The following is a 13391-nucleotide window of genomic DNA, read 5'->3' as shown; positions in this document are numbered from 1 at the left end:
TATTTAAATTAAGAAATATATGTCTAAAAAATTACATTTGTTAATAAAAAATCTTACGTCATGCTGCCGTTGCTCCGTGATCCGTCAGGCATCGCGCGAGGCGATCCTGTGCCCGATCGCAGGCCGCCCCCGCAGGGGCCCGGATATCCACACGCTTGACGATCCACCGGCATACAGCCAAGCTGCTCGGCGACGGTTCCCCTCGGGGATCAAAAGGGAACGCGGTGAGGGGCCTGCCCTGAAACCGCGGCTGTCCCCGCAACTGTGAGCGGCGAGTCCTTCACCACCACGTCACTGGGCCTCAAGCCCGGGAAGACGGTGCGAGGGCGGCGACCCGCGAGCCAGGAGACCTGCCGTCAGCCGTGGTCACACGCGAAACGCGTCAGGCGGGGTGTCCTGGCGGGTGTCGAGACGGCCGTGCGCGAGCGCGGTCGGCGAGGCCTCGTTCGCGGTGACGTGCCACAGCAAGCGCGCCCGCGTCCCGGTTCCCGATGCCCTCCCTTGTCGTGCCGATCCCGGCCGCGTTTGCATGCGGCCCGATCCTCCACCCAGGCCACAATGCCTGGGCCGGAACGGCTCAGACAGGCAGCAGCAATTGCAATGTTATTACATTGCCTTTAGGGCATGCGAACCGGCGGCCGCCGCGCTCGGACCTTTCCTCACCATGTCGCGATCCAAACAGCCTCCTCGCAGCCGGCGTGTGCCGCTCTGCGGTGCCATGCTCACGTTTCTGGCAAGCCCGGCCGCAGCCCAGGAGACCGTGGCCCTCGATCAGCTCTCCGTCGAGGGGGAAGGCAGCGTCAGCCTGACCCGCGCCGCCCAGATCGGGTTGAACCTGCGCACCCCCGACCGGACCGCGAGCCGGCTCGGCCTTACGCCTTTGGAGACACCGGCGAGCGTCGATATCGTGTCGGGTGAGACCGCACGGCTGCGCGGCCAGGACACGATCGCCGAAGCCGTGACCCAGGACGCCACCGGCATCACCACGATCGCGGCACCGGGCAACGGCAACGGCGCGTTCACGTCGCGCGGCTTCGCGGGGCCGAACTCGATCCAGCAGCTCTACGACGGCACCCGCTTCTACGTCGGGGCCAACACGGTCACGTTCCCGTTCGACACCTGGAACGTCGAGCGTATCGAGGTTCTGCGCGGCCCGTCCTCGGTCCTGTACGGCGACGGCGCGATCGGCGGCGTGATCAACGTGGTGCCGAAGAAGCCGGTCTTCGCGCCGATCAACACCGCCCGCACGGTGATCGGCACCGACGGCGTCGCGCGGCTGGCGTTGGACTCGGGCGGGGCGCTCGGACGGGAGGAGTTCGGCGACACCTTCGCGTACCGCCTCAACGTCAGCGGCAACCGCGCGGACGGCTGGATCCGGCCGGAGGGCGATTTCCGCAACCTCGCAGTCTCGGCAGCCCTGCTGTTCCAGCCGAGCCCGGACCTCGCCTTCACAGTCAGTCACGACCTCGGCTACCAAGAGCCGGCGCGCTACTGGGGGACGCCCCTGGTCGAGGGAAGAATTCCAGATCTGATCCGGTTCAACAACTACAACGTCCGCGACGCGAAGATCACCTGGGCGGACAACTGGACCCAGTTCAAGACCGAGTGGACGCCCTCGGCCGACATCATCGTGCGCAACACGGCCTACCGGCTCACCAGCCGGCGCCACTGGCTCGATACCGAGCAATACACCTACAACCGCGGCACGGGATTGGTCGACCGGGGCGATTACCTCGAGATCTATCACAGCCAGGAACAGGTCGGGAATCGCCTGGACGCGAGCTTCAACGGCAACCTGTTCGGCCTGCCGAACGCGTTCGCGGTCGGGTTCGACGTGAACCACATCGACTTCCGCCACACGAACAATTTTTACTTCGACCAGACCACCAGCGTGCCGCTGACCGGCTACGATCCGGGATACTTCCCGCAGAACGGGCGGGCACGGCCGGCCTACGCGACCCAGACCAGCCAGGCCTCGGTCTTCGCCGAGGACCGGGTGATCCTCTCCGAAAAACTCTCGTTCCTGACCGGCGTGCGGCTCGACGTGCCGACACTGCACCGGCAAGATCTGCAAACCGGCTCGCAGTTCGAAAAGACCTATCAGGCGCTCGGATACAGGTTCGGGCTGGTCTACAACCCGACGCCGGACAGCGCGCTCTACGCCCAATACAGCTTCGCGACCGACCCGGTGAACAGCCTCATTACCCTGACGCAATCGCTCTCCGGGTTCCAGCTCGCCACCGGCACGCAGGTCGAAATCGGCGCCAAGGGGCTGGCCTTCGACGGCGCCCTCGAATGGACAATTGCCGGCTACCGGATCGTCAAGGACAACCTGATATCGACCGTGCCGGGTCAGCCGACCGTGTCGACCCAGGTCGGCCAGCAATCCTCGCAGGGCTTCGAGCTGGCGCTTGGCTGGCACCTCGCCCCGGGCTGGCGGCTGGACGGCAACCTCGCGCTCCTGCACGCGCAATACGATACGTTCAATCAGAGCGTGAACGGCGCGACCGTCTCGTATGCCGGCAACCAGCCGATCGACGTGCCCGAGCGGGTCGCCAATCTCTGGCTGACCTGGGACTTTGCCCGCGCCTGGACGGCACGCGTGGGGCTCCAGAACGTCGGCCAGGTCTACAGCGACTTCTCCAACACGGCCCGGCGCCCAGCCTACAACCTCGTCAACCTCGTGCTCGACCATCAGGTGACGGTGGATTCGCGCCTGAGCCTGCGGGTCTACAACCTGTTCGACAAGGTCTACGCGATCAGCGGCAACGCCGTGAACGGGGTCGGCACCAACTGGCTGCTGGGCCGGCCGCGTTCGGTGGAACTCGCCTACACGGTGACTTGGTGAGGCAGCGGGTCGGCAAAGCCGCGCGTCGCTGGCTGCTGCTGTTCCACCGCTGGGCCGGGATCGCCACGGCCGTGTTCTTCGCCCTGTGGATCGGCTCCGGACTGGTGATGCTCTACGTGCCGTTCCCGGCACTCACAGAAGCCCAGCGCCTCGCGCGCCTGGCGCCGATCGATTGGGAGACCGTCGCGGTCCCGCCGGACGCGGCGCTCGCCGCCGGCGACCTTGCGGGCGTGCCGGCGGCGTTCGCCCTGGAGATGCGCGGTGCCGAGCCGGTCTACCGGATCACAGGCCGCGACGGGGCGCGGGCGACCGTATCGGGCCGTACCGGCGCGCGGCTCGGCCCGGTTGGTGCGGAGGCGGCCTTGCGGCTCGCCGCCGGGGATCGGCCGGATGCCCGCGTCGATCCGGTCGAGCGGGACCAGTGGACCGTGACCGCTCGCTACGACCCGCTCCGGCCGTTCCACAAGGTCGTCTTCGATGACCCGGAGGGGACCGAGCTCTACGTCTCCGCGGTAACCGGGGAGATCGCTCTCGACACGACCCGGTTCGAGCGGGCCTGGAACTGGCTCGGTTCGGTGCCGCACTGGATCTACCTGACGCCGCTGCGCGCCCGGGCGGAGCTGTGGCGGACCGTGCTGCTCTGGCTCTCCGGATTCGCCGCCCTCGGGGCGGTCAGCGGCTTGGTCGTCGGGATCTGGCGCCTGCGCCTGCGCCGCCGCTATGCGCACGGCGCCGTCACGCCCTATCGCGGGCTGGCGCGCTGGCACCACCTGTTCGGCCTGGCGGGCGGGCTTGGGCTCGCGGCCTTCATCCTGAGCGGCTGGATCTCCATGAACCCGAACCGCTGGTTCGCGTCGAGTACGCCGCCGACCGCGCTACGCAGCGCCTATGCCGGAACGCCGGGACCGCTCGGGCTCGATGTCGGACGGCTGCGCGATCGCGCCGGGCCGGGCACCCGATCGCTGCGCTTCACCACAGTCGGCGGTCGCTGGTGGGTGGTCGCCGAGGCGGCGGACGGCCCCCGCGCGGTCGCGCCGGACGGCGGCCCCGGTCCGGACACGGCGTCCCTTACCGCCGCCGCCGCGGACGCGATTCCCGCGGGACAAGTGCAGGCGGCGGGCCTGCTCGGCGCGTACGATGCCTACTGGTATCCGCATGGGACGGACCCGCGGCCCCTGCCGGTCCTGCGCCTGCGCTTCGACGATCCGGACGCGACCTGGCTTCATATCGACCCGCGCGACGGCACTCTCCTGCAGCGCCTCGACCGCTCGGGCCGGATCAACCGTTGGCTGTTCGATGCGCCCCACCGCCTCGACCTACCGTTCCTGACCGGACGGCCCGCCCTGCGCGACGCAGGGCAGTGGCTCCTGAACCTGCTCGCCGCCGTGATCGCAGTCACCGGGATCGTCGCGGGCTGGCGGCGCCTCGGACGGATTTTTTCGCCGCTGACTCGCTGAGCGGAGGCAACTCCGGTAAATCAGCCCGTCATTCCGTGGCCGCAGAGCGGAGCCCGGAATCTAGAACCACAGGTGGAACAGGCTTTTGCACCGTCGCCGGTCCTGAATTCCGGGCGCGCCTGCGACGCCCTGAAATGGCGGGTCATGTGCTTGGGCGGTGCAACCCTTTGCCACTGCGACGAGCCGCATTCGGTTACATGGCCTCGCCTCAAGTTTGGCTGCGTTCCTCGACTTCAAGAAAGGGATATGGCGCCATCCCCCGCGAACTGGGACGCGTGTCGCTCCTCCGGCGCGAGCGGCAGCGCCACCACCGTCCCGGTCCGCGCCGAGATCAGGGCCGCCTCGATGCAGGCCATGACCTGGAGCGCGTCCAGCGCGGGGGTCTGATCGACGCCGCCATGGGCGATCCCCTGAGCGAGGTCTTGGTAGAACCCGCGCTGGTCTCCGGCCAAGGCGGGCAGGCGCTTCACGCCGCCGCGCCCGTCATGGATCGCGATCCTGTCCGGATCCTGGCCCCAACCCGGGGCCCCCGGAGCCATGCCGGCCAGAAGTTGCTGCTCCTGTACGTCGGGATGCTCCTTGACGAGGCTGCCGGCCTCACCGTGGACGACGAAGCGGGGCGATCCGCCGGCGACCAGCATGCTGGCGTTCAGGACCACGCGTAGGTCCGGATAGTCTAGCACCACGTGGGCCCAGTCGTCTGACAGCGCGCCAGGGCGCAGCCGAGCCAGGTTCGCGCTCACCAGGTCGGGCAGGCCGAACAGTTGGAATGCCTGATCCACGAGGTGTGGGCCGAGATCGTACCAGATCCCGCTTCCCGGTCCGGCCCCCTCCCGCCACCGGTCGCGGACCTGCGGGCGAAACCGGTCGAAATGCGATTCGAAATGCTGGACCTTGCCGACGAGGCCGTCCGCGATGGCTTTCCGGACGCTCAGATAATCGCTGTCCCAGCGCCGGTTGTGGAACACCGACAGCTTCCCGCCGTGGCGCCGCGCCAGCGCGACCAGGCCGCGCGCCTCGGCGAGGTCGAGGGTGAAGGGCTTGTCGATGACCACGTGCTTGCCGGCCTCCAGGGCGATCCGGGCCAGGGGCGCGTGCGTGTCGTTGGGGGACGCGATCACCACGAGATCGACGCCGTCCGAGGCGGCGACCGCGGCGGGATCGGCCATGACGGCCAGACCGGGCAGGTCGGCCCGGACCTTGGCCGGGTCGCGCGAGCCGACAACCCGGAGGTCGAGCGCCGGAACCGCCCGGATCAGCGGGGCGTGGAAGGTCTTGCCGGCATAGCCGTAGCCGATCAGGCCGACTCGGATCGGTGCAGGTGCGTTCGCCATGGTGGTGTCGTCCGGTCTGGGCCATCGGGGTTGCGCGATGATAGCCGCGCGAGCGCCCGGGTTCACGCCATCCGGCGCACCGCACCTCGTCTCATCCGGTTCCGGCCGCGTGCCGCCGTCAGCTCAGCCCCCACCGTCATCACGAGCGAAGCGAAATGACCCAGGGCAGCGCGACTTCGCCGCGCGAGACGCCACACCGGGTTGCTTCGCTGCGCTCGCAATGATGGAGGGGATCACGGGCCGTCGCGTGAGAACCGTATCCGGCGCTGCCGCCGCCGAAAACCGTCCCTAGAACCGTGCGGTCAAGAATAACCGTATGTTCCGGCCCGGCAGCAGGATCTCGTCCTTCTTGAACGAGGTCGAGTTGCGGATGTCGGCGTCGAGCAGGTTCCGGCCCTGCACCCCGAGGGTGATCGCGCTCGCGCCATAGACCGCCGGATCGACCGCCTTGGTGTAGCTCAGCTCGGCGCGCAGGTCGTCGTAGCCGGGGGTGGGGGTCTCGAACAGGGCAGTCGCCTGGTGGTCGAAGGCGTGGAGCAGGTTCACCCGTGCGAACCAGCCGTCCGCCCGCAGGTAGACGCCGCCGCCGAGTCGGTAGGGCGGGATGCGCGGCACGTTGGTGCCGTTGTCGAACTGGGCGCGCACGAAGTCGAACTGCGCCTCGACGCCGGCGAAGCCGTCGCCGACCGGCAGGAGATCGTACTGGCCGATGATCTCGGCGCCGTAGAAGGTGGCGTTCTGCTGCTGGTAGACGATCTGCCGGTTCTCGGTGCCGCTGCCGCAGGACGCGAAGTCGTCGTCGCAAGCGAGCCCGGTGAAGTTGCGGTAGATGAAGCCGGTATAGCGCGTGTAGTAGCCGGTGGCGTCGAGGCGCAGCGGCCCCTCCGCGCGGCGGATGCTGGCCTCCACCGTGCGGGCGCGCTCCTTCTTAAGGTCCGGATTGCCGATCTCGAAGGTCGCGGTGGCATCGTGCGGCCCCTGCGAGAACAGCTCGTAGCCGGTGGGCCCGCGCTCGACATAGGAGCCGTTGAGGCTCGCCACGAAGCCGAAGGGCAGGTCCTGGAGGGCGCCGATGCTGGCGCTCTTCGGGGCGAAGCGCCGGGTCCGGGCGTACTGGAACGGATCCTGCCCATCGACCGGGGCGTAGTCCGCGGGGAACTGCGCCGCGATGCTCGACAGCCGGTCCACCTCGTAGCGGCCGGCCGCCTGCAGCCGCGTGCCGGGGCGCAGTTCCAATTCCTCGAACAGGTAGACCGCGTTGGCCCGGGACTCGGTCTTGGGCAGGAACGATTCGAGCTGGGTGTTGATCACCCGCCGGTCCGACTGGAAGCCGAGTGCGCCGGTGAGCCGGCCGAACGGCGTGTCGACCGGGACGTGCTGGAGTTCCAGGCGCCCCTCGGCCTCGCGGTTCTTGAAGATCGCCTGGACGCCCTCGATCCCGTCCTCGCCGATGCCGACCTCGTTGTGGCGGTAGACCGAGTAGCCCGCCCAGTAGCGGATCACCTCGAACGGGCCGTCCAGCGGCCGGTACTCGCCCCGCGACAGGACCCGGTCCTGGTTCGGGGTCAGGCGGGTGCGGTCCTGCTCGGCCACGCCGCCCGGGATCGCGTAGATCGCGTCGTAGTGGCTGAACGAGAGGCCGACGAAGCCGCGGTCGCCGATCGCCGAGATGCCGACCGCGCCGCCCTGCGACTCGTTGTAGGAGTTGCGCTGAATGCCGCCGGGGATCGCGTAGCTGTCGTTGGCGGTCCGGAACCCGTCGGCATGGACTGCGATCCCGTCGGCCCCGGCATCCACCGTGGCGGCGCCGAGCCGGCCGTTGTCGACGCTGGAAAAGCCGCTGGTGACCTGCCCCTGCACGCCGTTGGCCGGGATGAAGGTCGGCACCCGATTGTTGTCGGCCGAGACCACGCCGCCGATGGCCCCGGAGCCGTAGCGCAGGGTCGCGGGACCGCGGATCACCTCGATCCGGTCGGAGACCAGCGGGTTCACCGGGACCGCGTGGTCCTCGCCGAGATCCGAGACGCCGCCGTTGACGATGCCGTTCTCCTGGATCCGCACCCGAGCGTTGTCGAGGCCGCGGATGATCGGCCGCGAGGCCGCGCCCGGCGCGTAGGTGGTGGAGGAGATGCCGGGCCGGTCGAACAAGGCGTCGCCCAGGGTCCGGGGCTGGTCGCGGGCGATCTGGTCCTGGGTCACCACGGTGACGGGTGAGAAGGTGTTGGTCGCCACCGGCAGGATGCCGGTCTGGAGCGGGGCCGCATTCCCGACCGTGGGATGGCCGGTCTGGATCGGGCTGGGGCTGGTGACGCTGATCTCGTCGAGGGCGACGGCCGGCTGCGCCCGCGCCGGAGCGGCGAGCAGGCCGGCAGAGACCGGGGCCGACAGGATCGTGCCGGCCAGGGCGGCGAGGCGGAGGGTCGGTGTCATCGTGACTCACACAGTGTTATATCGTTTCATTCACGCTCCACACGGGATGGACGCAAGTGCCGATCGCGCCTCCCATCGCGATCGGCCGGAAACGTTACACCATTACAACAGGCGCGCCCGCTAGCCCCGCGCTTCAGATTCCGGCCGCGCTTGAATTTGAAACGTTATAACGTTTTGTTTTGTGTATGGCCAAGCCCGATCCCCGCCTTCCCGTCACCGTGCTGTCCGGATTCCTGGGAGCCGGCAAGACGACCCTGCTCAACCATGTGCTCAACAATCGCGACGGCCGCCGGGTCGCCGTGATCGTCAACGACATGAGCGCGGTGAACATCGATGCCGACCTCGTGCGGGCCGGCGGCGCCGACCTCTCCCGGACCAACGAGACGCTGGTGGAGATGACCAACGGCTGCATCTGCTGCACCCTGCGGGACGACCTGCTGAACGAGGTCCGCCGCCTGTCCGAGGCGGGGCGGTTCGACGACCTGCTGATCGAGGGCACCGGCATCGCCGAGCCACTGCCGATCGCCTCGACCTTCCCGTTCCGGGACGAGGCCGGCCGCTCGCTCTCGGATCTCGCCCGCCTCAACACGATGGTGACAGTGGTCGACGCCGTGAACCTGCTGAAGGATTACGGCTCGGCCGCCTTCCTGCGCGAGCGCGGCGAGTCCGCGGGCGCCAAGGATACCCGCACCCTGGTCGATCTGCTGGTGGAGCAGATCGAGTTCGCCGACGTGGTGGTGATCAACAAGGCACGCGACGTCTCGGAGGCGCACCGCGCCCTGGTCCGCGCGGTGGTGCGCGGCCTGAACGCCGACGCCCGCATCCCGGAGGTCGATCACGGGCGTGCGCCCCTCGACGCGGTCCTCGATACCGGGCTGTTCGACGAGGCGAAGGCGCAGAGCCACCCGCTCTGGTTCCAGGAATTGTACGGCGCCCACGACCACGTGCCGGAGACCGAGGAATACGGGATCTCGTCGTTCGTCTACCGGGCCCGGCGGCCGTTCGATCCGGAGCTGTTCAACGCCTTCGTCAACGCGACCTGGCCGGGCCTGATCCGGGCCAAGGGCCATTTCTGGCTGGCGACGCGGCCGGACTGGGTCGGGGACTTTTCCTTGGCCGGCGCGGTGGCGCGGATCTCCGCGATGGGGTTCTGGTGGTCGGCGGTGCCGCGCCGGCGCTGGCCGGAGGCGCCCGAGTTCCAGGAGCGACTCGACGCGGTCTGGAGCGAGGTCTGGGGCGACCGGCGCCAGGAACTGGTCTTCATCGGCACCGGCATGGACCGGGACACGCTCATCGCGGCCCTGGATGCGTGCCTGGTGAAGGCCGGCGACGGGGAGGTGTTCGACCCCGAAGCCTATCGCGACCTGCCGGACCCGTTCCCGGCCTGGCGCCGGGCGGCCTGAGCCGGTAGCCCGTCAGACCGGGATCGCCTCGACCTCGTCCTCGGCCTCGGCATCGATCTCCGCGTCGACATCGGTGAGCTGACCGGAGGCGCCGGCCGCCTCGGCGAGGCCGCGGGCGGCCTTGCGCAGGAGCTTGCGCAGGCGGCGTCGGTCGGTCTTGTCGAGATGGTCGAGCAACTCGGCCTCGACATCCTCCTGGATCCGCTCGATGGCCTCGGCCTTCGCCAGGCCGGCCTCGGTGAGCTGCACCCGCACGACGCGGCCGTCACCCGATTCGGCCCGGCGCTCCACGATGCCGAGAGCCGCGAGCCGGGTGACCGTCTTGGACGCGGTCGGCGGGCGGACCCGCAGGAGGGCGGCGAGGTCGCCCATCGTCATGGTGCCGGCGGAGGCGAGGGCCTGGACCACCTGTTCCTGCCCGGCGAACAGGCCGAGCTTGGCCAGCCGGTCACCGGTGCGCGCGCGGTGCAGGCGCGCGGCCTGCACCAGGGCCCAGCCGACGCTGCGCACGCCGGGCGGCCGCATCTTCTTGGACGATCCTTCGGACGCACCCGCGTCCTTGGTCTCGCGATCACGTTTCTGCTTGTCGCCCACCGGAGCGCCCGCATCTATGCCGGCGGCCGCCGGACCATCCTGAACCTGCACCGTCCACTCCCGTCCCGAGGCCGCCCGGGTTCCTGTGGCGCGGGCCGGTGACGGTGCGATGACGGGGGCCGAAAACGCCCTGCACTCAACAGGGCATCAAGCGCTTCAGCCGGTCAAGGATGTCCTCGCCCGTGCACGGACGGGCGATGAAATCGGCGTGGGCGGGCATCCGGGCCGGATCGGGCGCGGCCCGCCCGGACACGATGAGAATCGGCAGTTGCGGGCGGGCCTCGGCCACCGCGCTCGCCAGGTCGAAGCCGTCGGTCTTTCCCGAGAGCTGGACGTCCGTCACCAGGCCACAGATGTCAGGCCGCGCCTGCAGGATGCTGAGCGCCCGCTCGGCGGAAGCACATTGCACCGTGTCGTAACCGCCATCCTCCAGCACGTCCCCGAGGTCCATGATCGTCAGCGCCTCGTCCTCGACGAGGAGGATCACCGGCCGATCGCCGCCCGAAACCGTCTGCTCGCTCGCCACTGTGTACTCCCTCCGGCAGCGTCCGACCGCGAGGGCCGCCGCACGCGTTGTCAGCGGTGAGCCAACGGCAGAAACGGTTCCAGGTTGCAGGGCGGCGTGGCGACGGCTCGCGGGATCGTGTGGCGGATGCGCTCAGGCGAGCGCCGCGGCCCGCTCGGAGACGACGCCGACGACGGCCTCGATCAGCCGGTCGAGATCGGCGTCCGGAATGGTCAGGGCGGGGGTGAGATAGACGATGTCGCCGAACGGCCGCACCCAGACGCCCCGGTCGAGGAAGCCGGTCTTGAGGGCGGCGAGGTCGGGCGGCGCCGCGAACTGCACCGCCCCGATGGCGCCCAGCACGCGGACATCCGCCACCCCGGGCAAGCCCTTCAGGCCGGACAACTCATCCGCGAGCCGGCGGGCGATGGCGCCGGCCTGCTTGAGGCGCGGCTCGGTCTCGAACAGGTCGAGGCTGGCATTGGCCGCCGCGCAGGCCAGCGGATTGGCCATGAAGGTCGGGCCGTGCATCAAGGCCGCCGCCGGATCCTCGGACCAGAACGCCTCGAACACCTCCGTCCGGGCGATCGTGGCCGCCAGCGCCATGGTGCCGCCGGTGAGCGCCTTCGACAGGCACAGGATGTCCGGCACGATCCCGGCCTGCTCGCAGGCGAACAGGCTGCCGGTGCGCCCGAACCCGGTGAAGATCTCGTCGGCGATCAGCGGCAGGCCGTGTCGGCGGGCGAGGCGTGCGACGGTCGCCAGCACGTCCGGCGGGTGCAAGACCATGCCGCCCGCGCCCTGGACCAGCGGCTCGACAATCACGGCGGCCAGCGTCTCACGATTGGCGGCCAGAGCCGCATCCAGCGCCTCGGTCTCGGCCAGGCTCCTCGGCAGGTCACAAAAAACCTGGCTGGGCAGGTAAGCGCCGAACCGGCGATGCATGCCTTCCTCGGGGTCGCAGATCGACATCGCCCCCATCGTGTCGCCGTGATAGCCGCCCCGGAACGCCAGCACCTTGGTCCGGCCGCTCACCCCGCGATTGAGCCACATCTGGGCCGCCATCTTCAGGGCGACCTCGACGGCGACCGAGCCCGAATCGCTCAGGAACACGTGGTCGAGGTCCCCCGGCAGCAGCGCGGCGAGCCGTGACGCCAGCCGCTCCGCCGGGGCATGGGTGAGGCCGCCGAACATCACGTGCGGCATCCGCGCCAGCTGGTCGGCCACGGCCCGGGCGATGTGGGGATGGTTGTAGCCGTGCACCGCCGTCCACCAGGACGCGATGCCGTCCACCAGCTCGCGGCCATTGGCCAGCATGATGCGGCTGCCAAGCGTCGCCACCGCCTTCAGGGGCGGAGCGGCCACGCGCATCTGCGTGTAGGGGCGCCAGAGATTCTGTTTCGAGGGTCGATCGGACGTCATGGCGGAGGGATGGGCGGCAAGGCCGAAGTGGTCAAGCAGACGCGCGATGCGGCGCGTGAACCCGCCGAAGCCGCTTTGATCCACCGGAGACGGTAAGACAGGCGAATGGCGAGTAATGTTTGTTCTGTGCCGACGAAGCCTCCACGCCTAGGCGCCCGAAATCGCCCGAGCGTGACTTCTGCGGCTCCGCGCCGCTCGGCACCTTGACATCCACCGCCCCCGCGGCCCCATCACCCACCCGATGGACAGCCTCGACGCCTTCGCCCGCACCAAACTCGACGCCCTGGAAGCCGGCAGCCTGCGGCGGCGGCTCACGCCGACCGAGCGCGGCACAGGGGCCGCGGCGTCGCGCCGGGGCAGGGCGCTCGTCTCGTTCTCGTGCAACGACTATCTCGGCCTGTCGCATCATCCGCGGGTGATCGGAGCCGCGCAGGAAGCCGCCGGCCGCTACGGGGCCGGGGCGGGCGGCTCGCGCCTCGTCACCGGCGACCATCCCTATCTGGGCGCCCTGGAGGAGGGACTCGCTCGCCACAAGGGCGCCGAGGCCGCCCTGGTGTTCGGCAGCGGCTACCTCGCCAATCTCGGAATCACCCCGGCGCTCGCCGGACACGGCGACCTCGTGGTGCTGGATGAACTCTCCCATGCCTGCATGTGGGCGGGGGCGCGGCTGTCGGGCGCCACGGTGCTGACCTTCCGCCACAACGATCCGGCCGACCTCGCGGACACACTCGCCGCGCACCGCCCGCACCACGCCCGCGCTCTGGTGCTCACCGAGCGGGTGTTCAGTATGGACGGCGACCGGGCGCCGCTCGGCGACCTGCTGGGTGTCGCGGAGGCCTTCGACGCCTGGACGCTGGTCGATGACGCCCACGGGATCGGCGTGGTCGAGGACGGGCCGCGGGCACCGCTGGAGATGGGCACGCTGTCGAAGGCGCTCGGCTCCTACGGCGGCTATCTCTGCGCCTCGCGGGCGGTGATCGACCTGATGACCAGCCGCGCCCGGAGCTTCGTCTACACCACCGGCCTGCCCCCGGCCTCGGCCGCCGCGGCCCTGGAAGCCCTGGCGATCCTGGAAGAGGAACCGGCCCGGCGCACCCGGCCGCTGGCGCTGGCCCAACGCTTCACCGCCCGCCTCGGCCTGCCCGAAGCCGAGAGCGCCGTGGTGCCGGTCCTGGTCGGCGACGCGCAGGCGGCGCTCGACATCTCCGCGGCCCTGGAGGCGGCCGGCTTCCTGGTCGTGGCGATCCGTCCCCCGACCGTACCGGCCGGGACCGCGCGGTTGCGGGTCGCATTCTCGGCGGCCCACACGGACGCGCAGGTCGATGCCCTGGCCGACGCGGTGGCGGCGCTGACCGGCCGCGCTTCCCGTCCCTGAGCGCCGACCCTATACCTCGTGGG

9 protein-coding genes and 1 riboswitch are annotated in these 13391 nt (G+C 69.9%); of the genes, 4 read left to right on the top strand and 5 right to left on the bottom strand.

Annotation, left to right across the window (positions count from 1 at the left end; genetic code table 11):
* Positions 1–176: 176 nt before the first annotated feature.
* A riboswitch (cobalamin riboswitch) is annotated at positions 177–373 on the top strand.
* Positions 374–718: 345 nt separating this feature from the next.
* Complete coding sequence (locus FV233_RS02280) at positions 719–2848, top strand: TonB-dependent siderophore receptor (protein ID WP_238261483.1); 2130 nt, start codon at positions 719–721, stop codon at positions 2846–2848.
* On the top strand, positions 2845–4305 hold the full coding sequence (locus tag FV233_RS02275) for a PepSY domain-containing protein (RefSeq protein ID WP_147896493.1): 1461 nt from the start codon (positions 2845–2847) through the stop codon (positions 4303–4305). Before FV233_RS02280 ends, FV233_RS02275 begins: the two co-directional genes overlap by 4 nt.
* Positions 4306–4538: 233 nt before the next feature.
* Here the strand turns inward: FV233_RS02275 and FV233_RS02270 are convergent, their stop codons facing one another.
* On the bottom strand, positions 4539–5639 hold the full coding sequence (locus tag FV233_RS02270) for an oxidoreductase (RefSeq protein WP_147853791.1): 1101 nt from the start codon (positions 5637–5639) through the stop codon (positions 4539–4541).
* A 288-nt stretch (positions 5640–5927) separates the two neighbouring features.
* A complete protein-coding gene (locus tag FV233_RS02265) occupies positions 5928–8069 on the bottom strand; it encodes a TonB-dependent receptor (protein ID WP_147896492.1) in 2142 nt (713 codons plus the stop codon).
* Between the two features lie 185 nt (positions 8070–8254).
* On the opposite strand from FV233_RS02265, the gene FV233_RS02260 reads away from it, so the two are divergent.
* Positions 8255–9472 (top strand): GTP-binding protein, encoded by a 1218-nt coding sequence (locus FV233_RS02260; RefSeq protein ID WP_147896491.1) that lies wholly within the window; start codon positions 8255–8257, stop codon positions 9470–9472.
* A gap of 12 nt (positions 9473–9484) precedes the next feature.
* Here FV233_RS02260 and FV233_RS02255 read toward each other — a convergent pair whose 3' ends face one another.
* From FV233_RS02255 to FV233_RS02245, 3 genes are all read right to left on the bottom strand, one after another.
* Positions 9485–10117, bottom strand: coding sequence for a MarR family winged helix-turn-helix transcriptional regulator (locus FV233_RS02255; RefSeq protein WP_147896490.1), 633 nt, complete (start codon positions 10115–10117; stop codon positions 9485–9487).
* A gap of 85 nt (positions 10118–10202) precedes the next feature.
* On the bottom strand, positions 10203–10592 hold the full coding sequence (locus FV233_RS02250) for a response regulator (protein WP_147853788.1): 390 nt from the start codon (positions 10590–10592) through the stop codon (positions 10203–10205).
* 132 nt (positions 10593–10724) lie between these two features.
* Positions 10725–11993, bottom strand: coding sequence for an adenosylmethionine--8-amino-7-oxononanoate transaminase (locus FV233_RS02245; RefSeq protein WP_147896489.1), 1269 nt, complete (start codon positions 11991–11993; stop codon positions 10725–10727).
* Positions 11994–12234: 241 nt separating this feature from the next.
* Here FV233_RS02245 and FV233_RS02240 point away from each other — a divergent pair, with 241 nt between their 5' ends.
* Positions 12235–13368, top strand: a complete 1134-nt coding sequence (locus FV233_RS02240) for an 8-amino-7-oxononanoate synthase (RefSeq protein ID WP_147853786.1) — start codon at positions 12235–12237, stop codon at positions 13366–13368.
* Positions 13369–13391: the final 23 nt, after the last annotated feature.

The organism is Methylobacterium sp. WL7 (assembly GCF_008040085.1).
GTDB classification, from domain to species: Bacteria; Pseudomonadota; Alphaproteobacteria; order Rhizobiales; family Beijerinckiaceae; genus Methylobacterium; species Methylobacterium mesophilicum.
This window is presented reverse-complemented; position numbering and strand designations above follow the sequence as displayed.

What these genes read in the sequence shown, in the direction of transcription:
- FV233_RS02260 (WP_147896491.1), top strand. Translation starts at nt 8,255, where the DNA reads ATGGCCAAGCCCGATCCCCGCCTTCCCGTCACCGTGCTGTCCGGATTC.
- FV233_RS02245 (WP_147896489.1), bottom strand. Translation starts at nt 11,993, where the DNA reads ATGACGTCCGATCGACCCTCGAAACAGAATCTCTGGCGCCCCTACACG.
- FV233_RS02240 (WP_147853786.1), top strand. Translation starts at nt 12,235, where the DNA reads ATGGACAGCCTCGACGCCTTCGCCCGCACCAAACTCGACGCCCTGGAA.
- FV233_RS02265 (WP_147896492.1), bottom strand. Translation starts at nt 8,069, where the DNA reads ATGACACCGACCCTCCGCCTCGCCGCCCTGGCCGGCACGATCCTGTCG.
- FV233_RS02270 (WP_147853791.1), bottom strand. Translation starts at nt 5,639, where the DNA reads ATGGCGAACGCACCTGCACCGATCCGAGTCGGCCTGATCGGCTACGGC.
- FV233_RS02280 (WP_238261483.1), top strand. Translation starts at nt 719, where the DNA reads ATGCTCACGTTTCTGGCAAGCCCGGCCGCAGCCCAGGAGACCGTGGCC.